A 21466-nucleotide genomic window follows, 5' to 3' on the forward strand; every position below is an offset into this window, starting at 1 on the left:
GCTCGGCCCCACGCACGGCTGCGCCCCGGTCCACGGCATCCCGACCTCCCCGCGGCGGTGGTGCCACGTCATGCCGGTGGTGGCGGGCCGGTCCCCGGCCTGGGACATGCCCGGCTGCGGCAGGAGCATTCCCGAGGGCCGGCGCCAGGCCCTCGGTCTCGCCGCTCCGGCCGGCTACCTCCATGCCGAGCTGATCCGTATCGAGGGCGGGAAGCACTTCACCCCCGAGGACCATCCCCGACGGATCGCCGAGACCGTCAACGCCCTGCTCGGCTGATCAGGGCCGGCTGTCCCGTTGCGCTGGTTTCCCGGATGAGTCGCCCTCGGCGGTGAGCTGGTCCGCCAACGAGGGCAGGTCCGCGGCCTCCAGGTCGGGACGGGCGAAGTAGGCCGGGTACTGGGCCCCGGTGCGGTTGATCCAGGCGGTGCGCAGCCCGGCCTCGTGGGCGCCGTGGATGTCCCAGGGGTGCACCGCAATCAGCAGCATGTCGTGGGGGTCCGTGCCGCGGTGGGTGGCGGCGTAGTCGTAGGCGGACCGGGCCGGCTTCCACGCCGGGGCGTCCTCGACGCTGAGCAGCTCGGAGAAGTGCTCCCGGACCCCGGCACTGCTCAGCAGCGTCTCGGCGACCTGGGTGGCCCCGTTGGTGAGGGTGATCAGCTCGGCGACCTGACGCAGGGCCTTGATCCCGGGCACCACGTCGGGGTGCACGTCCAGGCTCTTGAAGGTGCCCATGATCCGCTCGACGGACTCCTCGGGCGCGGTGACGCCGTGCTCGCTCAGCAGCCGGTGCAGGCTGTCCTTGGCGATCTCGGTGAAACCGGTGTTCCCGCCGGTGGCCGTCACGGCGAAGCCGTCGCGCAGGATGCCGGCGAACCACGTCCGCGACAAGCCCGCCGCAACTCCTTCCTTTTCGAACGCCTCACCCAGCGGAGCCAGGTCGGAGAGGGTCTCGTTGACGTCGAACACGATCAGGTCCGGAATGTTCACCATGGTTGCGCCTCGTTCCTCGTTGCGGTGTTCCTCGTTGCGGTGGCACATCGTCCCGGACGGGAGCGGTGTGCCACCGAGCCTACGGAGTGACCGCGACCGGTGACACCGTCGCCCCGTTCTGTTCGGAGACCTCAGAGACTGGAGTGGCCGGCCACAGCCTTCTCCAGCTCCTCCTTGCCCGCGGCCAGCATCCGATCGACGCCGGAGGGGTCCTGGCGGTTGCGCGTGATCATCTGCCCCATGGACTTCCCGCGCACCACGGTCAGCTCACCGCCGATCATGCCCGCGACGGTCGCGGCGGCCACCTCTTCGGGGCTCTCGTAGTCGAAGCCGTGCTCGGCCCGGGCCTCGGAGCTGTCCATCATCGGGGTGTCCGTGGCGCCGGGGAAGACGTTGAGCACGTGCACGCCCTCGCCGTGGAGTTCCCGGCGCATCGACTCCCCGAAGTGGGCGATCCCGGCCTTGGTCGCCCCGTAGGTCGCATAGAACGCCATCCCGAGCAGACCGAAGCCGGAGGAGACGTTGACCACCAGCCCCTCGCCCGAGGCCCGCAGCGCCGGCAGCGCGGCACGGGTGAGCAGGATCGGGGTAGAAAGGTTCAGCGCGATCTGCGCCAGCACCTCGGACTCCTCGATCGCCTCCAGGCGGCCGGCGCGGACGTTGCCGGCGTTGTTGATCAGCACATCGATTCCACCGAGCAGCTCCTGGGCCGCAGCCACCACCTGGGCGGGAGCGCCGTCGGCGGTCAGATCGGCAGGGATGACCACCGCCTCACCACCTCTCTCCCGCACCAGGGCGGCGACTTCCTCCAGGGGCTCGGAACGGCGGCCCACCAGCGCCAGGCGGGGTGAGTACCGGGCCAGTTCCAGGACCAGGGCGCGGCCGATGCCGCTGCCGGCGCCGGTGAGCAGGATCGAGCGGTTGTTCAGGTCCATGGGAAATGCCTCCAAAAACGATGCGAAAAGAAGATGTGGGGCTGCTGAAGCAGGCCAGGGAAGAGCGTGTCGGGAAGGACCGGCGTCCTAGGGCGGGCCGAAACGACCTAGTCGGCGAGGTGGGTGGTGATCGCCGCGGCGACCGCGTCCGGGGAGTCCTCGGTGGGGATGTGCTTGCCCTCCACCTCCACCAGGTCCGAGTTCGGGATCTGCTCGACGTAGCGGCGTGCGAAGCCGATTTTCTGGAAGTCGTCGTCGCGGCCCCACACCAGACGGGTGGGCAGCGCCGCCTCCTGCAGGGCGGGCACCAGCTCCAGCGTGTACTTCGGGTCCGCGGCGGCGGCCATCGCCGTCCAGGAGCGGACCCGGGCCGGATCGTGCCAGGGCGAGAGGTAGTCGGCGAGCTCCTCCTCGGACAGCCCCCGGGCCACGCTGCCGCGGGTGGAGGTGGCCCGGGCGGTGAGCAGGTCCTCCACCGTGGTGGCCGCCCGCATTTGCGGGTCCCGGAACCGCTCGACCGCCGGCACCGGCCAGGAGTCGAACATGACGGAGTTCATCAGCACCAGCTTCCGCACCCGGCCGCTGGTGGCGGCCACGTGCTGGGCGATCCCGCCGCCGATGTCGTGACCGGCCAGGTCGAACTCCTCCAGGCCCAGCGCGTCGGCCGCGGCCAGCACCGTGTCGGCCAGGGCCGGGACGGTGGCGTGCTCGACGTCGAGCTCCCCGCCGCTGGCACCGAAGCCGGGCAGGTCCAGGGCCAGGCACCGGGCGGTCTCGCCCAGGGCGGGCAGCACCGGCTGCCACACCCGGCTCCAGAAGGTGCCGTGCAGCAGCAGCAGGGGCCGGGCCTGCGGGTCCCCGGAGGCCAGACAGGAGAGCCTTGCGCCGTCCACCTCGATCTGTTCGCGGGATGTGGAGTGGGTCATGTGATGATCTCCTGTTCCGGTCTGGGGGCCACGGAACCGACGGTGCCAGGACCGTCGCCGCGGCGGACGACTCGATCAGCTTGCTGTGCACCCTACGGGCATTGGGCCCACGAGAGAATCAGGCCAGCCCCGAGGACGAACGGGCGTCTCGAGCGGCGAACCGGACCGAGCCACGGGAACTCAGGCCAGCATGGCCAGGACCGGTAGCCGCAGGCAGAGCCCTGCCCAGGGGCGGCTCAGCGGGGTCCGGATCGCCGGTGTCGACAGGACGGTGTTGTGTGTCCCAGGTCGCAGACCCGGTGTGCGGGCGAGCCTAATGTGATGAGGACGAGCACACGCTCTGCACCGAGAGGCACCTCCGAAGTCCGCGCTGTCCCGCACCACCCGGCCGTGGGCGCCGCACGAGAAGGAGACCAAACCGCCATGACCGATACCCACGGCCCCGAGGGGTCCCGCCCGGTGCCGGCGATCGCCGACTACGGGATGCTGAGCAACTGCCACGGCGCGGCCCTGGTGTCCCGGGGTGGGGCGGTGGACTGGTGGTGTCCGACCCGCTTCGACGCGCCCTCGGTGTTCGGACGGCTGCTGGACCCGGCCGCCGGGCACTTCACGATCGCCCCGGTGGAGCCGCACACCGTGAGCCGCCGCTACCTGCCCGGGACGATGGTCCTGGAGACCCGGTTCGACTGTGCCGAGGGCACGCTGCGGGTCACCGACGCCCTGGCCCTGGGGGCCGAGGAACGCGGTCACTCCATCGGCCGCGACTCCCGGCACGTGCTCGTCCGCCGGATCGAGGTCACCGACGGCAGCGTCGCGGTGCACGTGGAGATCACGCCCCGGCCCGAGTACGGGCTGATCGTCCCGCACGTCACCGTCACGGACACCGGCTGGGACCTCTCCGGGGGAGCCGACCGGCTGCGCCTGACCGCCGACCCGGACCCGGGGCTGGAGACCGGCACCGGGTCGGTGCACGGCGTCTTCACCCTGGCCGCCGGGCAGTTCACCGTGCTCGCCCTGGCCCACCGCCGGGCGATGGAACCGGTCCCCGCGCCGGTGCCCGGGGAGCAGCTGCTGGCCGACACCATCGCCGGGTGGCAGTCCTGGTCCGTCCTGCACCAGGGCTACCGGGGCCCCTACCGCCACGAGGTCCTGGCCAGCGCCCGGGTGCTCCAGGCCCTGACCTTCGCCCCGACCGGGGCGGTGATCGCCGCCCCCACCACCTCCCTGCCCGAGGAGCCCGGCGGGGCCGCGAACTGGGACTACCGCTACGGCTGGCTGCGCGACGGCAGCCTGACCCTGCACGCCCTGTGGATCAGCGCCTGCCCGGACGAAGCGCACCGGTTCTTCGACTGGATGCTCTCCTCGGCCGGGGCCGGGCGGGAAGGGCACCTGCAGATCATGTTCGGCATCGGCGGGGAGCACGATCTGACCGAGCACACTCTGGACCGGCTCGACGGCTACGCGAGCGCCCGCCCGGTGCGCATCGGCAACGACGCCTGGGACCAGAAGCAGCTCGACGTGCTCGGCGAGGTCCTGGAGTGCGCCTGGATCCTGCGCGAGCAGCTCGGGGAGCTCTCCCCGGGTGTGGCCGAATTCCTCACCGCCACCGCCGACCGTGCCGCGGCCACCTGGAACGAGCCCGACGCCGGGATCTGGGAGAGCCGGGGAGGCCATCACCACCACCTGAGCTCGAAACTGATGTGCTGGGTCGCCCTGGACCGGGCGGTGCGACTCGCCGACCGGCTCGGCGCCGCCCACCGGGTGGACCACTGGGCGGCCGAGCGGGACCGAGCCCGGGAGGCGATCCTCGACCAGGGCTTCAACCCCACCGTCGGGGCCTTCACCGGGGCCTTCGACTCCGACCAGCTCGACGCCTCCGTCCTGCTGCTCCCCCTGATGGGGTTCCTGCCCGCCGACGACGCACGGGTGCTGGCGACCCTGGACGCCGTCGAGGACGGGCTGGGCACCGGTGGTCTCCTCCAGCGCTGGCCCGGGGCCGGGAACGAGGGCGCGTTCGTGATCTGCTCCTACTGGCTGGCCGCCGCCCGGGCGATGGCCGGACACGTAGGACGGGCCCGGGAGATCTTCGAGACCGTCACCGCCCACGCCAACGACCTCGGACTGCTCGCCGAGGAGATCGACCTGCGCGACGGCTCCCTGCTCGGGAACTTCCCGCAGGGCTTCTCCCACATCGGTCTGATCGTCGCCGCCTCCGCCATCGACCGGGCCCAGCACGACGCGCAGAAGAACTCCTGAGCCCAGAGGCACCCCCATGAGGCCACCGGGCGCCCCGCGGAATCGACACCGAGGAACCGACCAGGAGGACCATCATGGTCAAGGCCATCCGGAACACGATCGTCATCGCCGACTCCGAGGACACCTTGGTCGAGGCTGTGCTTCCGGTGTGGTGCCGATGCGCTATGGAGACGGCCCGGGCTGCGGCTCGGAGGCATCCACGTTCGCCTCGACACTGCGCAGCCAGGTGGTGAGCACCTGGCAGGCGAGCTCGAGGTTGCCCATCTGGCAGTGCTGATCGGCCTGCTCGGCTCGGGTGAACATGCGCGTCGTGACGCTGCGGGCGGCCGTGAGCGCCTGAGCTTGTGCTCGGGTCAGGGACGGCGGCTGGAAGGCGTCGTGCTCCCCGCACATCAGCAGCACGTCCTGGCGCACACGCCCGCTGTCGAGGTGTCCAGCGTTCATCCCCAGGAACCACTCGGCGACATCGGCCGGATCGTCGCTGTCGAGCATGTACAGCACCTGGTCGACAACGGCACGCAGGGTCGGCGACAGCCGAGCGCGGGTGCGCACGCTCCACCGCATGAAGTCCCGGTGCCGCACCATCGCGCGGACCGGGGCCCGCAGCACCGGTGGAACCCTGTGCAACCAGTCGTAGACCGGCGGCCAGGCCACCACCTGCTCGATGCGGGGCTCGCGCCCCGCCGCGCGCAGCGCCCAGTACCCGCCCATCGAGATGCCGACGAGTGCGGCCCGGTCGAGCCGGAAATGGTCCAGCACCGCCGCGACCGGTTTCTCCCAGTCGTGGTCGAAGGTGAGCTCGTGCACCGTCCGCGCGCCACCTTGCCCCGGTCCCTCGAAGGCGATCACATCGAAGCCGGCGGCAGCGATCCGCTGGCAGATGGGGAAGAACTCCTCGATCAAGGAGTCGAATCCGCCGTGCAGCAGCACCGTGCCGCCCGCCGGGGGCTCGGCCGCCGGCAGCGCATAGGCCGGCAGCGCCGCGCCGGCACAGGGCACCTCGTGGCGGTCGATTGCCGCATCAGCGAACGCGGTGTCGAAGAGCTCGAGATACCGAAGGTAGCGATCCCTCTTCTGCACCGTCCGTGGCGGCGTGAAGAACTCCGCGATCCGTGCGTAACCCGCCGCCTGCCGGGCCCGGTCCTCGGCGGCAGCCCGGCTCGACAAGCTCTCGAACACCGGAGCACAGTCGTCCATCGACCGTACGTGCGCGGCTGCGTCGAACAGCTCCTGGCGGTCCGCGAAGCCCAGAGCATGGGCCCGGTTGAGTTGGTAGTTGATGAAGTCCCGTCGGTGGAATCGTTCGAAGCCCACCGGCAGAGCAACGAGCTCAGGATTGGCCACACCGCCAGCGTACGCCTGGCGTGGCAACGGCCATGGCTCGGTTATGGCTTTCGAGGGGCCACGTTGCGCGATCAGGACCGGGGAACATCGGAGGGCTTGGCGACCTGGTAGATCGCTCCGGTGGAGACGTCCTCCTCGAGGTCTTCGAGGGAGCGGTTCCGGGTCTCGGGGACCTGGGTGATGACGAAGATCAGGGCGACCACGCCGATGCCCGCGAAGAGGAAGAACGTGCCCGAGATCCCGACCGTGCCCACCAGGGTCGGGAAGTACAGGGCCAGGAAACCGTTCATGGTCCAGCCGAAGAACACCGAGATGCCGATGCCCAGTCCACGCATGTGCAGCGGGAAGATCTCTGCGAGCCACACCCAGACGGCGACGTTCAGGAACGTCTGCATCGAGAGCACGAAGGCGACCACGAGGATCAGGATCACGATCGGGCGGGCCGGGTGGCCTTCGGGAAGCAGGTTGCCGGCGATCCCGATCAGCACGTGGCACGTGGTGGTGAGGCTCAGACCGATGATGAAGGTCTTGCGCCGGTCGAGCCGGTCCATGTTGTACAGGGCGATGATGCCACCGATCACGGCCACGACACCGAAGGCGATGTTGGCCAGCACGGCCTGCTGCTCGGTCATCCCGGACTCCTCCAGGATGCGGGTGCCGTAGTACATGACGGAATTGATGCCGGTCAGCTGCTGGGTCATGGACACCCCGATGCCGATCAGGATGATCCGTCTCAGCCATCTGTTCGTCAGGACCGCTTTCAGCCCGACCTGGTGCGCCTCGACTTCCATGACCGCGATGCGCTCGATCTCCTGCAGCTCGGCCTTCGCGCGATCGGCCGGGCGGACCGTCTCCAGTACCGCCAGGGCGTCGTCGTACCGGCCCTTCTCGGTGAGCCAGCGCGGGGATTCGGGCATGCGCAGCATCCCGATGAACAGGGCGATCGCCGGCACTGCCGAGACGGCGAACATGATGCGCCACACCCCGTCCACGACGTCGCCGAGCGTGACGGCGATGATCGCGTTCATGACGAACGCGGAGAGCTGTCCGAACACGATCGCCAGCTCGTTGCGACCCGTGATCGACCCGCGAATCTCATAGGGCGCCAGCTCGGCCAGATACACCGGCACCACCGTGGAGGCCCCGCCGACGGCGAGGCCGATCATGATCCGCCCGCAGACCAGGACCGTGAACCCCGTCAAGGAGAACGTTCCCGGCTCCGGAGACGCCGGGGAGAAGACCACCAGCGCGGTGCCTAAGAAGAACAGCACCGCCAGCAGGATGATCGTCCTGCGCCGGCCCCAGGCGTCCGAGACCCGACCCCAGATCAGGGCCCCGACGGCGGCGGCGAAGATGAGCGAACTGACCACCACGCCCAGCTGGATCAGGTTCAACCCCAGATCCACGGCCATGGGCCCCTCGGCCCCGTTCGTCACACCCGTGTCGTAGCCGAACAGCAGCCCGCCGAGGCAGGCCACGACCGAGATCAGTCCGAGCCGCTTCCGATGCGGCCCATTGGTCAACGGCGGGAGGGCGACCCGACCGTCATGCGCAGTGTTGTGAGACATGGAACTTCCTTTGTTGGTGACCTGATGAAGCATGTGTGGATCGCGGACAGCGCCCATCCGATGACGGGTGGTTCGTGATCTTGGATTCGTGATGCCACCGAAGAGGCGGGACGCTGCAGCGGTGCTGCGGCGCGTGCAGGTGGAGCGCGGTTGGCTCGTCCAGGTCAACAGGCAGTGACTCCGGTTGGTTGCCACCTCCAGGGCGCGCGGCGACCGTCGAGGACCCTCTGCTGCGACTACTGCGACGTGGAGTGCTCAGGAGGGCGCGCCCAGTGGTGGGGCGCGGTGACGTGCGTGCCGACCCATGGCGTGCGTACTACCAGGCCGGCCTCGACCAGGTGGTTCAGGGCGCTGCGCACGGTGACGCGGGCGATGCGCAACCGGGATGCGAGCTCGAGCTCGTTGTCCAGTTTGGTGCCCGGCGCCAGAGCCCCGCTGTGGATAGCGCCCTCCAGGACGAGAGCGAGTTGGTGATAGAGCGGGACAGGGGAGTTCTTGTCGATCGACAGGGCCAAGGTCGCGCTCATGAGGGTCTCCCGAAAGGTGCGTGCGGCGGGGCGGTCTGGGAACACGTCGTGCGGTCACGGCTTTCGCCTTCCACAGCAGGGGCGGCTGCGCCGCGGTGCTCTGCTTCGACTCGCCCTCTGCCTACGTGTTGTCGATCACACTAATACGTACTAGTGTTTCTGCCAAGAGCTTGTCAGGACACATCGCAACAGCAGGTCTTGAACAACCTCTTCCGCCCTCCAGTCCTCTTCCGAAGGAGAACCCCTTGTCCGAGCCCCGTACCCTGAACATCGGTCTGATCGGCGCCGGCCGGATCGGCTCCAGCCACGCCGAGCTGATCACCCGCACCGTGCCCAACGCCCAGCTGGTCGCGATCGCCGACCCGGTCGAGGGCGCCGCGGCGCGACTGGCGGAGGCCTTGCACGTGCCTGCCGCGTACACCGACATCGCCGAGCTGCTGGCCGACCCGGGAGTGGAGGCGGTGGTGATCACCGCACCGGCCCGCTTCCACGCGGGGCTGGTGGAGCAGGTCGCAGCCGCCGGCAAGGCCATCTTCTGCGAGAAACCGGCCGGAATGACCTTGGAGGAGATCGACCGGCTCCACCAGGCCGTCGAGAACCACGGAGTGCTGTTCCGGATCGGATTCAACCGCCGCTTCGCCGACGGCTTCCCGCAGGCCCGAGCCATGATCGACGCCGGTCGCATCGGCACCCCGCAGCTGCTGCGCTCGACCACCCGGGACCCGGGGCTGGCGAACCCGGCCGCGGTGGCCCCGTGGACGATCTTCCTCGAGACGCTGATCCACGACTTCGACACACTGAACTTCCTCAACCCCGGTGCCCGGGCCGTGCAGGTCTACGCCGCGGCCGACGCCCTGGTGGCCCCGGACTACCGGGACGCCGGGCTGCTGGACACCGCCGTGGTCACCATCCGCTACGACAACGGGGCGATCGCCACCGCCGAGGCCAGCTTCTCGGCCGCCTACGGCTACGACACCCGGGCCGAGGCCTTCGGCTCCGCCGGCATGGTCACCGCGGGTGAGCTGGCGGCCTCGAGCCTGCGCTACTACGGGCCCGAGGGCATCGCCGCCGACACCGTGCGTGCCGACACCCAGTCCATGCGCACCGCCTACACCGGGGAGTTGCAGGCCTTCACTGACACCGCTCTCGGGCACCTCTCGCAGGGCCCCGGGGTCGAAGCCGCCCGCGACGCGCTGCGCATCGCCCTGGGCTGCATCGAGTCCTGCCGCACCGGTGGACCGGTGGCCCTGGATCTGGTGGGAGCCACCCGATGAGCGGGTTCATCCTGGCGGCGAATGCGGAGATGATCTTCGGCGACCTGCCGTTCGAGCAGCGGGTGCGGCGCTTGCACGAGGCCGGGTTCGAGGTGGAGATCTGGGACTGGACCGCCAAGGACCTGCCCGCCCTGGCCGCCACCGGTGCCCGGTTCGGGTCCATGACCGGCTACGTCTCCGGCAGCCTCATCGACCCGGACGGGGCCTCGGAGCTGCTGCGCACCGCCGAGGACTCCCTGGCCGCGGCGGAGGTCATCGACTGCCCGCGGCTCAACGTCCACGGCACCGGCCTGGACCCGAAGGGACTGCCGGTGGTCCCGCACGAGGTCGTGACCGGGGCGGACTGGCTGGCCGCGGTGCGCACCCTGGAGCGATTGGCCGCCCTGGGGGAACGCCACGGCCGGGTCTTCACCTTGGAGAACCTCAACACCGCCGTGGATCACCCCGGGGTGCCCTTCGGCCGGGCCGAGGACACCCTGGCCCTGGTCGCGGCCGTGGACAGCCCGCACCTGCGGCTCAACCTCGACCTCTACCACGCCCAGATCGGGGAGGGGAACCTGGTGGAGCTGTGCGCCCGGGCTCTTGCGTATATTGGGGAGATCCAAGTGGCAGACGTTCCCGGACGGTGCGAGCCCGGCACCGGGGAGATCCACTACCCCCGGGTCGCCGCCGCCCTGGCCGAGACCGGATACGAAGGAGTGATCGCGATGGAGGCCTTCGCCGCCACCGACCCCGAGGTGGCCCTGGCCCGATTCCGGGACGCCTTCACCCTCTCCTCCGCGTGACCCCGGACGCCCCGGGCCGGGAGGCCCCCGGTCATTCGTCCCGACGCCGCGTCACCATGCGCGACGTCGCGCGAGTGGCCGGGGTGTCCCAGCCGCTGGTCTCGATCGTCTTCCGCGACGTTCCCGGCGCCAGTGAGGAGACCCGCGCCCACGTGCTGGCCGTGGCCGCCGAGCTGGGCTACCGCCGTGACGAACGGGCCCGTCTGCTGCGCCAGGGACACTCCCGGCTGTTGGGCGTGGCCTTCGAGCCGGTGCAGCCCTTCCACGGGGAGATCCTCGACGGTCTCCACACCGCCGCCCAGGAGCGGGGCTACGACGTGGTTCTCTCGGCCGTCACGCCTCACCGGGCCGAGGACGCCGCCCTCGATGCCCTCCTGCGTGACCGGTGCGAGGCCCTGATCCTGCTGGGCAGCGCCCTGCCACAGACCCGTCTCGAGCAGATCAGTCTGACCCTGCCGGTCGTCTCGGTCACCCGGGCCTTCGATGCGCAGGCCTTCGACAGCGTGGCCGCCGACGACCACCGCGGCGCGGTCCTGGCCGTGGAGCACCTTCTCGACCTGGGGCACCGGCGGATCGCCTACATCGACGCCGACCGCGAAGCCGGCGGGGCCCGGCGCCGGACCGGCTACCAGGAGGCCATGACCGCCGCGGGCCTCGGCGACCTGATCGTCCCCGGTGGCGCCTCGGAGGCCGAAGGCGCCGCCGCCATCACCGGACTCCTGGACCGCGACCCCGCACCGACCGCCGTCATGGCCTTCAACGACCGCTGCGCCGTCGGGGTGATCAGCCAGGCCCGCGTCCTGGGCCGGTGCGTGCCCGAGGACCTGTCCGTGGTCGGCTTCGACAACTCCGAGCAGGCGTCCCTCCCCTACATCGACCTCACCACCCTGGCCCAGGACCCCCGCCAGCTCGCCCGCACCGCCGTGGACCTGGCGCTGCGCCGCCTGGATGCCGCGGCCGAGGACTCCGCCGTGCCCGGCGAGCACGTGGTGCTCCCCGCCCAGCTGGTCACCCGCACCAGCACCGCCCCCGTCGCCGTCAGCCTGTAATGGGCCATATGCCACGCGCGGACGAGCGGGGCTCCCCGTCCACCGGTCGTGCGGAGGTCTTGGCCGCCCGGATCGCTCCGCCGGCCGTCTTCGGGATCCGGGGGCTGTGTCGTGCGTGCTGATTCGTCCTCAGCGGCACACCTCATGATGGAAAGAGCTTCAGAGGGGACGCCACCAGATCTCGTACTCGGAGGCGTCCAGAAGCTTTCGTTCCTTCAATGCGCCGTGCCGGATGCACAGGAAGCCGTGCTGGAAATCGACGGACTCGACTTCACCGTCATAGATCGTCTGACCGTCCTGGAGGCGGGCTTGGACGAAGTCACCGAGGCATAAGGACACCACGTCGGTGACCCTTTTCATCGACTCCTGAGCATCTGACATGTTCGAGCTCCTCATGCGCTGAGCAACGGAGGGAAGCGGTCTTGCGGACTCCTCCGGTAGAGCTGACGACGAATGTCCGGCGTGGTCCCTGCGCTGACATGGACGCCGGGATGGAGTCAGGGCCCTGACCGTCGCGCCTGGGGCGTGGGTTGTTGCCCGTCAGCGCCTGGGGAACTGGTGACGGACGGAGCTCTGCAGCGACCGACCCCACGCCCCCCGAGGGCCCTGTCCTCCCACTTGTCACCGGAGGGTCTGTCTTGTTCTGGATGTGTGGAGCTTCGCCGGCTGTGGGTGCTCCGAACCTCCCCCTGCGGCCCGGCATGGCTTCGCCGCCGACCTTCGAGCGGAGTCTGCATAACATTTGAGCAAACGGAATATCACATGTGATAAGTTCTGGTGCGGGCGCAGGGTATGACCTGCGTCACCTTCGAGCCAGGAGAGTGCCGTGCCGAACAATGCCCCGATCCCCGAAGTTCTGCCCTTGTCGGCGTCTGTTCTGCCGCGCCTGGCGCTGCCGACGCCCGGCTACGATCGTTCGGCCGTGAGGGTCGGCATCGTGCACGTCGGCGTCGGTGGGTTCCACCGCGCCCATCAGGCGATGTACCTGGACCGGCTGATGAACGAGGGGCAGGCCCTGGACTGGGGCATCTGCGGCATGGGGGTGCTCCCCGGTGATGTGCGCATGCGCGACGCCCTGGCCTCCCAGGATCACTACTACACCCTGGTGGTCAAGCACTCGGACGGTTCCACGGACGCGCGGGTCATCGGCTCGATCGTGGACTTCGTGCACGCCCCGGACGACCCCGAGGCCGCGGTGGAGCGCCTGGCTGATCCGGCGGTGCGCATCGTCTCGCTGACCATCACCGAGGGCGGCTACAACTTCAACCAGGCCACGGGTGCGTTCGACCCGGCGCACCCGGACGTGGCCCACGATCTCGCCGCCGCCGCCCTCGGTCGCGGCGAGTCGGCCGCGGGTCCGCGTTCCGTGTTCGGTTTGGTGGTGGAGGCGCTGGACCGTCGCCGGGCCCGGGGCACCGCACCTTTCACGGTCATGTCCTGCGACAACATCCAGGGCAACGGGGACGTGGCCCGCCGCCAGTTCACGGCCTACGCTTCCCTGCGCGATCCGGAGCTGGGGGCCTGGGTGGAGAGCAACGTCCCGTTCCCCAACAGCATGGTCGACCGCATCACCCCGGTCACCGCCGAGGAGGACCGGCAGCACCTGGCCGAGACCTACGGCGTGCTGGATCAGTGGCCGGTGGTCTGCGAACCGTTCACCCAGTGGGTGCTCGAGGACCATTTCGTGGGCGGCGCGGCGGGCCGGCCGCCGTTCGAGGAGGTGGGCGTGCAGCTCGTGGCGGACGTGGAGCCCTATGAGCTCATGAAGCTGCGTCTGCTCAATGCGAGCCATCAGGCGTTGTGCTACCCGGGTTTCCTCGCCGGCTATCGCTACGCCCACGAGGTGTGCTCGGATCCGCTGTTCGTGGCGTACCTGCTGGCCTACATGGACCGGGAGGCCACCCCCACGCTGCAGCCGGTGCCTGGCATCGACCTGGAGGCCTACAAAGCCACGCTGATCGAACGATTCGCCAATCCGGCGGTGCGGGACACCCTGGCGCGCCTGTGTGCGGAGTCCTCGGACCGGATCCCCAAGTGGCTGGTGCCGGTGATCCAGGAGAACCTCGCCGCGGGCCGGCCGGTGGACTTCTCCGCCACGATCGTGGCCTCGTGGGCCCGGTACGCCGAGGGTGCGGACGAGCAGGGCGCGCCCATCGAGGTCGTGGACCAGCGCAGGGATCAGGTCATGGCTGCCGCCGCCGGGCACCTGGCGGGAGACCCGCTGGCCTTCGTACGGAACCCCGACCTGTTCGGGGACCTGGCCGAGCGCCCGGGGTTCACCGAACCGTACCTGCGCGCCCTGGAGTCCTTCCACGCCCGTGGCGCTCGGGCCACGCTCGAGGACCTGATCGGCTGATCGGGCGCCCCGGGTCCTTGTCGACCGGGGCGGCCGGCGTCAGCGGACCAGGCCCTCGCGCAGGCGCCGGTACCGCTGTCGATAGGACTGCACGCCGGCGTCCCCGGTGGGCACGAGCTCGGTCTCGAGCTGGCGCTCCCACCCGGGCTGCTCTCCCGTGGCCGCCCACGCGGCTTGCCGTGCGGCGCCCAGGGCCACGTACTCCCGCACCTGCGGCACCTGGACCGGCATCCCCATCGTGTCGGGCAGCACCGCGCGCAGAGCCGCGGACTTGCTGCCGCCGCCGATCGCCATGATCCGTTCCACCGGCGCCCCCACGGTGCGCAGCACCTCCAGGCAGTCCGCCAGGGAGTTGGCGATCGACAGCACGGCCGCGCGGGCAAGGTTCTCCGGGGTGAAGGAGGCCCGGGTCAGCCCGTGCAGCTGCCCGGTCGCCTCGGGCAGGTTGGGGGTGCGCTCACCGTCGAAGTAGGGGAGCATCGTGAGTCCCCCGGCGTCCGTCGGGCCCGACAGGGCCAGTTCCGTGAAGCGGTCCAGATCCACCGAGAGCAGCTGCGCGGTGGAGACCAGGACCCGGGCGGCGTTGAGGGTGCACAGCAGGGGCAGGTGGTCGCCGGTGGCGTCGGCGAATCCTGCGGTCACACCAGAGGGATCGACGACCGGGGCCGCGGAGCGGCAGAAGACCGTGCCGGAGGTCCCCACGGACACGACGACGTCGCCGGCCTCCAGCCCCAGCCCGAGAGCGGCTCCGGCGTTGTCGCCCGAACCGGCCGAGACGGGAACCTTTCGCCCCTCGGCCCCACCCCACGCCGGCAACAGGGTTCCAGCGACATCGCCGGGACCAAGGACCTTCGGGAGATGCGGCACGGTGCCGAAGTAGCGTTCGAGCAGGTCCGCCCGGTAGGCCCCGGTGACGGCGCTGAAGTAGCCGGTGCCCGAGGCGTCGGAGCGATCGGTGACGAAGGCTCCGCTCAGGTGCAGGATCAGCCAGTCGTGGGGCAGCATCACCCGGTGCACCCGGGCGGCAGCCTCGGGGCGGTGCTCGCGCAGCCAGGCGAGCTTGGTGAGCGTGATCGAGGAGACCGGCAGGACGTTCACCGCCTTCATCCAGCCCTCGACGCCCAGGTCCTGGACCATGCGTGCCGCCTGGTCGGCGCTGCGGACGTCGTTCCACAGCAGGGCCTCGTGCACGGGCACCCCGTCGCGGTCCACCGCGACCATGCCGTGCTGCTGGGCGGAAACCCCCACGCCCAGCACGTCCGTGCGCTCGGCCACACCGGCCTCCGCCCACGCCGTGCGCAGCGCCTCGACCCACACAGAGGGGTCCACGGCGGTCGCGTCGGGGTGGGGTGCGACCCCGGTGCGCAGGATCTGCCCGGTGTCGATGTCGACCACCAGGACCTTGCAGGACTGTGTTGAGGAGTCCACTCCGATGACGACGCCGCTCACAAGGCTCGCCCCTGGTGGTCCTGCTCGACCGCGCTCGCCACGTCTGCTGGCACAAGATCACGAAGGGCCTCGTGCAGGTCGAGGTCGCACACCAGGGTGTCGACCAGTCCGGCCCGCACCGCCGGCAGCACTGCCGGGGCCCGGTCCGCCCCGTAGGCCAGTGCGATCTTGTGCCCGGCGCCGGCGATCTGTTCCAGGGAGGCCGAGACCACCATGTCCTCCAGCGCGGTGACCACCGCCTGGCCCTGGGCGTCGAGGAGCCGTCCCGAGATCTCGGTGACGGCTCCGGCATCCTTGGCGGCCCGCTGCACGGTCGAGGGAACGCGTTCCCACACGGTGGAGGCCCCTTCCTTCCACCGCCCGATCGCGATCACGGCGACGTCGAGGTCGTCGGCGTGCTCGAGGGTGCTGCGGATTTCGGGGCTCGCGCACAGGGCCTTGGCTCCGGGGACCACCAGCGGGGCCCACAGGGGCCACACGGCGCGAGCCTGCAATCCGGCCAGCAGTCGGGGGCCTTCGGTGTCCTGGTCCGTGGCAATGGCCCCGGCCAGTTGCACGAACGCGCACGTCGGCATGGCGGGCAAGTGGTGGACGGCGACCTGCAGGGTGCGCGACCACGCCATCCCGATCGTGTCACCGGGGGTGGCCGTGCGGACCACGGCGTCGGCGACCGACCGGGCCAGCTCGTCCAGGCCCGCGGTGGCGCCGGCAGCACCGACGGTCACGACCTGGGCGATCCCCAGCGCCGAGGCCAGGGCGGCATCGGCGGCGGCGTCGGGCAGGTGGATGCTGATGCGCACGATGCCGCGATCGAGAGCTTCCTGCACGAAGTTCGCGACCTGGAAGCGCGAGATCCCGTAGTCCTGGGCGATCTGCACCTTCGACTTGCCGTGGAGAAAGTGGTCCCGGCCGATATTGGCCAGCAGCCGGTTGCGGGCGGGGTCGGCTGTGCGGGAGGAGTCCTGAGGACGGTCCATGACGGATCACCACATCTGTGAAGGGAGGCCTTGCTCATCTGAGTGTATATGACTAGCATCACATCAAATGAGCCTTTTGGTCAGCTCATCTGTGATCCCCGTCAGCGGCCGTCGTCCACCCGGCTCGAACAGGAGCGCCATGCACATCACCAGTCCACATTCAGCCCGTCCGCCAGAGCCTCGAGGCCGGACACCCCGGGCACGAGCCGGCGCCGCCCTCGCCGCCGTGGCGACCCTCGGCCTGGCCGGTTGCGGGTCCGCGGACGCGTCCGAGGAGGAGATCGTCGTGGCGATCGTGGCGAACCCGCAGATGCAGGACGCCATCTCGCTGCAGGAGAAGTTCGAGGAGGAGCACCCGGACATCAACGTCCGGTTCGTGTCCCTGCCCGAGAACGAGGCCCGCGCCAAGATCACCGCCTCCGTGGCCACCGGGGGTGGTGAGTTCGACGTCGTGATGATCTCCAACTACGAGACCCCCTCCTGGGCCGAGAACGGGTGGATCGAGAACCTCCAGCCCTACATCGATCAGACCGAGGGCTACGACGACGACGACTTCATCTCCTCCATCAAGTCCGCGCTCAGCTACGAGGGGGACATGCACTCGGTGCCCTTCTACGGGGAGTCCTCCTTCCTGGTCTACAACAAGGAGATGTTCGAGGAGGCCGGGATCACCATGCCCGAGCAGCCCAGCTGGACCGAGATCCAGGACATCGCCGCCCGCCTGGACGACCCCGCCAACGACGTCTCCGGCATCTGCCTGCGCGGTCTGGCCGGGTGGGGCGAGGTCATGGCCCCGCTGACCACCGTGATGAACACCTACGGCGGCGGCTGGTTCGACGAGGACTGGAACCCCACCCTGACCTCCCCGGAGACCACCCGGGCCGTGACCGACTACGTGAACCTGGTCCAGGAGCACGGTCAGGCCGGCCCGGCCACCTCCGGCTACGGCGACTGCATCACCCTCTACAGCCAGGGGCAGACGGCCATGTGGTACGACGCCACGGCCATGGTCTCCACGATCGAGGACCCCTCCTCGTCCAACGTGGCGGGTCAGAACGGCTACGTGCCGGCCCCCACGATGGAGACCGACGCCGCGGGCTGGCTCTACACCTGGTCCTTGGCCATCCCCTCCACCAGCGAGCACAAGGACGCCGCCTGGGAGTTCGTCTCCTGGATGACGGACAAGGACTACATCCAGCTCGTCGGCGAGGAGGTGGGGTGGGAGCGCGTGCCTCCGGGCAGCCGCTACTCCACCTACGAGATCCCGGAGTACGCGGAGGTCTCCGAGGCCTACGCCGAGCCCACGCTCACCGCGATGAACAACGCCACTCAGGAGAACACCTTCACGTATCCGCCGCCCTTCGAGGGCATCCAGTTCGTCGCCATTCCGGAGTTCCAGGACCTCGGCACCCGGGTGGGCCAGCAGATCTCCGCGGCCATCGCCGGGCAGGTCACGGTCGAGGAGGCCCTGGAGCAGTCCCAGGCCTACGCCGAGGACGTCGCGGCGGTCTACCAGCGTCAGGACGGGGAGTAGAAACCATGAGCACCACCGTGAACACGAGCACGAGCGCGACCAGGAGCGCCGCCGCCGCCCAGCACGCCCGCAAGGACGTCTGGCTGCGCCGGGCGCCGCTGCTGCCGGCGCTGATCTTCACGATCATCGCCACCCAGATCCCCTTCCTCATCACCATCTGGTACTCCCTGCGGTCCTGGAACCTGCTCAACCCGGACTCCGACGTCTTCGTGGGCTTCCGCAACTACATCGGGATCTTCACCGACAGCACCTTCCGCCAGGTCGCCATGAACAGCGTGCTCTACACGCTGGGCTGCGTGCTGCTGGCCATGCTGCTGGGCATCGGCCTGGCCCTGCTGCTGGACCGGAAATTCATCGGCCAGGGCGTGGTGCGGACCATGCTCATCACACCGTTCCTGATCATGCCGGTGGTCAGCGCCATCCTGTGGTCCATCTCGATGTTCAACCCCAGCTACGGACTGGTGAACTGGATCATCGGGCTGGTCGGCATCTCCCCGATCGCCTGGACCTCCCAGTTCCCGTTCCTGTCGGTGCTCATCGCCCTGGTGTGGCAGTGGACGCCGTTCATGATGCTGCTGGTCCTGGCCGGACTGCAGAGCCAGCCCAAGGACGTGCTCGAGGCCGCCCAGATGGACGGCGCCTCCGCGCTCCACACGTTCTTCTACATCACCATCCCGCACCTGCGCCGCTACATCGAGCTCGGCGTGCTGCTGGGGGCGATCTACGTGGTGAACACCTTCGACCAGATCTACCTCATGACCGCCGGCGGCCCCGGCACCCAGAGCGCAAACCTGCCGTACTACATCTACCAGCGGGCCTTCCTGGGCTTCGACATCGGCCAGGCCGCCGCCATGGGCGTCGTCGTGGTGATCGCGACCATCGTGATCGCCACCGTGGCCCTGCGACTCATCTTCAAGAGCTTCATGAGCACGGAGCAGTGATCCCATGACTACAGACACCCTCGCCCCTCCCGCCAACCCCACCGACACCGACCGGACCACCAGGCCCGCCCGTCCCGGCGGGCGCCGTGCCCGCTCGGCGGCGCTGACCGCCTTCACCTGGCTCGTCGCCCTCGTGTTCTTCATGCCGGTGTTGTGGATGGTCCTGTCCTCCTTCAAGCAGGAAGCCGACGCGGCCTCGAACCCGCCGAAGTTCTTCTTCACCCCGACCCTCGACCAGTACGCGGCCATCCTCAACGCCGGCACCGGGGAGTACTTCCTCAACTCGGCGATCGCCACCGTGGTCTCGACCCTGATCGTGCTCGTGCTGGCCGTGCCGGCCGCCTACGCGGTGAGCATCCGCCCGGTCGGGAAGACCCAGGACGTGCTGTTCTTCTTCATCTCCACCCGCATGCTGCCCGTGGTGGCGGTGATCGTGCCGATCTACGTGGTGGCCGGACGGATCGGTGTCCTCGACAACATCGGGACCCTGATCTTCCTCTACACCGCCATGAACCTGCCGCTGGCAGTGTGGATGATGCGCTCCTTCTTCCAGGAGGTGCCCAAGGAGGTGCTCGAGGCCGCCCAGATGGACGGAGCCAGCCTGATGACCACCATGCGCACCATCCTGCTGCCGATGGTCGCCCCGGGTGTCGCCGCCACGGCGCTGCTGTGCGTGATCTTCTCCTGGAACGAGTTCTTCTTCGCCCTGAACCTCACCGCCGTCAACGCCGCGACCGTGCCCGTCATGCTCGTGTCCACGATGACCAGTGAGGGGCTGTTCCTGGCCCAGCTGTCGGCGGCCAGCGTGCTCGCCTCCCTGCCCGTGGTGATCGCCGGCTGGATCGCTCAGAAGCAGCTGGTGCGCGGCCTGTCGATGGGCGCCATCAAATAAACACCGGATCCTGTCGCCCTCGCTCCGCCGAGTCGACGTGAAACGCCTTCGGCCCGGCCCCTGCACCAGGGGCCGGGCCGAAGTGCCTGGCCACCCCCGAAGATGGTGGACCCGCCAAACTGCGCTGGGTCCCTCGGGTCCGCGCCCGGCGGGACCACCCAGTGTCCTCCGACGACGAGGACGACCCCGGTCAGGGCGGTCCACCCTCGAGGCCGCGAACGAGGTCCTGGCAGTCCCTCGCCAAGGACCCCGGCATCCCCTGCTCCTGCACGCAGCACCCGCGCTGTCGCTCGTCCGTCCACCCGCAGGGTCCCAACGCCGTGCGGCCCGGCCACATCCGGGTGGAGCGGCTCACCGCCCGACCACTCCCCCAAGACCCCACAGCAGCACCCGCCGCAAGGCAAGGGTGCCGAAAGGCCCGGACGTCTTCAGGACCCCCTGTGCTGGACATTGTCGACACCCCCAGACACCCGCACCCGTGGCCCGTGATGACCGCTGCGAGGCCCGTGCAGAAACTCAAACGGCTTTGGCCCGGCTCCCGTGGTGGGAGCCGGGCCAAAGCCGCAGGGGTGGGTTCGTCGGAGAGGTCAGGGACGGACGACGGCCTTCAGTGCCCCGGGCGTGCGGCCGATGGTCAACGCCGTGGCCACGTCGTCGAGGTCGTGCCGGGAGGTGACCAGCCCGTCCAGGTCGATGACCCCGGACGCCGCCAGCCGGACCGCGATGGGCCACGTGTTGGCGTAGCGGAAGGTGCCGGTGATCTCCAGCTGGCGGTTCTGCACCAGCGGCACCGGCAGGGCCAGGGTGTCCATCCCCATGCCCACCAGCACCGCCCGCCCGGCAGGTGCCAGCCGCTGCAGCCCCGACAGCACCGCCGGTTCCACCCCGGTCGCGTCGACGAACACGTCGTAGCCGGATCCGGGGAACGGATCGGTCGGATCCCGGGCGTCCTGGGAGGTGAACACCTCCGTGGCGCCGTAGCGCAGGGCCAGCTGCAGGCGCTCCTCGCGGACATCGGTGACCACCACATCGGTGGCCCCAGCACGATCGGCGCACGCGGCTGCCAGCAGGCCGATCGGACCCGCCCCGGCCACCAGCACCCTCGACCCCAGTTTCACCTGACCGGCCCGTACCGCGGCGATCCCGACCGACAGCGGTTCGAGCAGGGCAGCCGCCTCGTCGGAGACCTCTTCCGGGACCGGGTGACAGAAGGCGGCCGGGTGGACGGCGTACTCGGAGAACACGCCGTCCACCGGTGGGGTGGCGAAGAACCGGACCGCCGGATCCAGGTTGTACCGCCCGGCCAAGGTCTCGGCCGAGAACGGTTCCGGGATCCCCGGCTCCAGCGACACACGCTGTCCAACCCGCGCCGGGTCCACCCCGGTCCCCACGGCCACGATCCGCCCGGAGGGCTCGTGGCCGAGCACCAGGGGCTTGTCGACCACGAAATCGCCGATCCGGCCGTGCTCGTAGTAGTGCGTGTCGGATCCGCACACGCCCACGGCGAGGATGCGCACCAGTACCTGGCCCGCCCCGGGCTCGGGCACCGGGCGTTCCTCGACGACCAGCTCCCCCGGTCCCTGCAGGACGCTGGCGCGCATGGACGAGGGCAGTGACTCCGTCGAAGGACGGGCTGCGATGTTCTGCGTACTCATGTCTGGG

19 protein-coding genes are annotated in these 21466 nt (G+C 69.8%); 9 read left to right on the forward strand and 10 right to left on the reverse strand.

Going from position 1 to position 21466, the window contains the following annotated elements; genetic code table 11:
- The first annotated feature begins 70 nt into the window (after window positions 1-70).
- Complete coding sequence (locus Q0817_RS07925) at window positions 71-277, forward strand: hypothetical protein (protein WP_298585621.1); 207 nt, start codon at window positions 71-73, stop codon at window positions 275-277.
- Here the strand turns inward: Q0817_RS07925 and Q0817_RS07930 are convergent, their stop codons facing one another.
- From Q0817_RS07930 to Q0817_RS07940, 3 genes are all read right to left on the reverse strand, one after another.
- Window positions 278-991 (reverse strand): haloacid dehalogenase type II, encoded by a 714-nt coding sequence (locus Q0817_RS07930; protein WP_298585622.1) that lies wholly within the window; start codon window positions 989-991, stop codon window positions 278-280. It lies immediately after the preceding gene.
- 131 nt (window positions 992-1122) lie between these two features.
- Entirely contained in the window at window positions 1123-1926 is an 804-nt protein-coding gene (locus Q0817_RS07935; RefSeq protein ID WP_298585623.1) for an SDR family oxidoreductase, read from the reverse strand.
- Between the two features lie 107 nt (window positions 1927-2033).
- Complete coding sequence (locus Q0817_RS07940; RefSeq protein ID WP_298585624.1) at window positions 2034-2852, reverse strand: alpha/beta fold hydrolase; 819 nt, start codon at window positions 2850-2852, stop codon at window positions 2034-2036.
- Between the two features lie 423 nt (window positions 2853-3275).
- Between Q0817_RS07940 and Q0817_RS07945 the strand changes: the two genes are divergently transcribed.
- A complete protein-coding gene (locus Q0817_RS07945) occupies window positions 3276-5108 on the forward strand; it encodes a glycoside hydrolase family 15 protein (RefSeq protein ID WP_298585625.1) in 1833 nt (610 codons plus the stop codon).
- A 162-nt stretch (window positions 5109-5270) separates the two neighbouring features.
- On the opposite strand, the gene Q0817_RS07950 is transcribed toward Q0817_RS07945, so the two are convergent.
- The 3 genes from Q0817_RS07950 to Q0817_RS07960 all read right to left on the reverse strand — a co-directional run bounded on the left by Q0817_RS07950 (window position 5271) and on the right by Q0817_RS07960 (window position 8547).
- A complete protein-coding gene (locus Q0817_RS07950) occupies window positions 5271-6452 on the reverse strand; it encodes an alpha/beta fold hydrolase (RefSeq protein ID WP_298585626.1) in 1182 nt (393 codons plus the stop codon).
- 71 nt (window positions 6453-6523) lie between these two features.
- A complete protein-coding gene (locus Q0817_RS07955) occupies window positions 6524-8020 on the reverse strand; it encodes a sugar porter family MFS transporter (protein WP_298585627.1) in 1497 nt (498 codons plus the stop codon).
- A gap of 236 nt (window positions 8021-8256) precedes the next feature.
- Window positions 8257-8547 (reverse strand): GntR family transcriptional regulator, encoded by a 291-nt coding sequence (locus tag Q0817_RS07960; protein WP_298585628.1) that lies wholly within the window; start codon window positions 8545-8547, stop codon window positions 8257-8259.
- 245 nt (window positions 8548-8792) lie between these two features.
- On the opposite strand from Q0817_RS07960, the gene Q0817_RS07965 reads away from it, so the two are divergent.
- Genes Q0817_RS07965 through Q0817_RS07975 form a run of 3 tightly spaced genes read left to right on the forward strand, consistent with a single transcriptional unit; the run spans window position 8793 to window position 11655 of the window.
- Window positions 8793-9821 (forward strand): Gfo/Idh/MocA family oxidoreductase, encoded by a 1029-nt coding sequence (locus Q0817_RS07965; RefSeq protein ID WP_298585629.1) that lies wholly within the window; start codon window positions 8793-8795, stop codon window positions 9819-9821.
- Complete coding sequence (locus Q0817_RS07970; protein WP_298585630.1) at window positions 9818-10606, forward strand: TIM barrel protein; 789 nt, start codon at window positions 9818-9820, stop codon at window positions 10604-10606. Before Q0817_RS07965 ends, Q0817_RS07970 begins: the two co-directional genes overlap by 4 nt.
- On the forward strand, window positions 10603-11655 hold the full coding sequence (locus tag Q0817_RS07975) for a LacI family DNA-binding transcriptional regulator (protein ID WP_298585631.1): 1053 nt from the start codon (window positions 10603-10605) through the stop codon (window positions 11653-11655). The genes Q0817_RS07970 and Q0817_RS07975 overlap by 4 nt, the downstream gene beginning before the upstream one ends.
- A 159-nt stretch (window positions 11656-11814) precedes the next feature.
- On the opposite strand, the gene Q0817_RS07980 is transcribed toward Q0817_RS07975, so the two are convergent.
- Window positions 11815-12036 carry a hypothetical protein gene (locus Q0817_RS07980; protein WP_298585632.1) on the reverse strand — a complete coding sequence of 74 codons (222 nt, stop codon included), beginning with the start codon at window positions 12034-12036 and terminating at the stop codon, window positions 11815-11817.
- A 475-nt stretch (window positions 12037-12511) separates the two neighbouring features.
- Between Q0817_RS07980 and Q0817_RS07985 the strand changes: the two genes are divergently transcribed.
- Window positions 12512-14011 carry a mannitol dehydrogenase family protein gene (locus tag Q0817_RS07985; RefSeq protein WP_298585714.1) on the forward strand — a complete coding sequence of 500 codons (1500 nt, stop codon included), beginning with the start codon at window positions 12512-12514 and terminating at the stop codon, window positions 14009-14011.
- A 39-nt stretch (window positions 14012-14050) separates the two neighbouring features.
- Here Q0817_RS07985 and xylB read toward each other — a convergent pair whose 3' ends face one another.
- Complete coding sequence (gene xylB / locus Q0817_RS07990) at window positions 14051-15460, reverse strand: xylulokinase (RefSeq protein ID WP_298585633.1); 1410 nt, start codon at window positions 15458-15460, stop codon at window positions 14051-14053.
- Window positions 15457-16437, reverse strand: a complete 981-nt coding sequence (locus tag Q0817_RS07995) for a sugar-binding transcriptional regulator (protein ID WP_298585634.1) — start codon at window positions 16435-16437, stop codon at window positions 15457-15459. The genes xylB and Q0817_RS07995 overlap by 4 nt, the downstream gene beginning before the upstream one ends.
- A 226-nt stretch (window positions 16438-16663) precedes the next feature.
- On the opposite strand from Q0817_RS07995, the gene Q0817_RS08000 reads away from it, so the two are divergent.
- The 3 genes from Q0817_RS08000 to Q0817_RS08010 are packed head-to-tail and all read left to right on the forward strand — an operon-like array spanning window position 16664 to window position 19804.
- Window positions 16664-17971, forward strand: coding sequence for a sugar ABC transporter substrate-binding protein (locus Q0817_RS08000; protein WP_298585635.1), 1308 nt, complete (start codon window positions 16664-16666; stop codon window positions 17969-17971).
- Between the two features lie 5 nt (window positions 17972-17976).
- Entirely contained in the window at window positions 17977-18912 is a 936-nt protein-coding gene (locus Q0817_RS08005; RefSeq protein ID WP_298585636.1) for a carbohydrate ABC transporter permease, read from the forward strand.
- Window positions 18913-18916: 4 nt separating this feature from the next.
- Window positions 18917-19804 (forward strand): carbohydrate ABC transporter permease, encoded by an 888-nt coding sequence (locus Q0817_RS08010; protein WP_298585637.1) that lies wholly within the window; start codon window positions 18917-18919, stop codon window positions 19802-19804.
- Window positions 19805-20391: 587 nt separating this feature from the next.
- On the opposite strand, the gene Q0817_RS08015 is transcribed toward Q0817_RS08010, so the two are convergent.
- Window positions 20392-21459 (reverse strand): NAD(P)-dependent alcohol dehydrogenase, encoded by a 1068-nt coding sequence (locus Q0817_RS08015; RefSeq protein ID WP_298585638.1) that lies wholly within the window; start codon window positions 21457-21459, stop codon window positions 20392-20394.
- Window positions 21460-21466: the final 7 nt, after the last annotated feature.

The sequence above is a fragment of the uncultured Kocuria sp. genome (genome assembly GCF_947500125.1).
GTDB lineage: Bacteria > Actinomycetota > Actinomycetes > Actinomycetales > Micrococcaceae > Kocuria.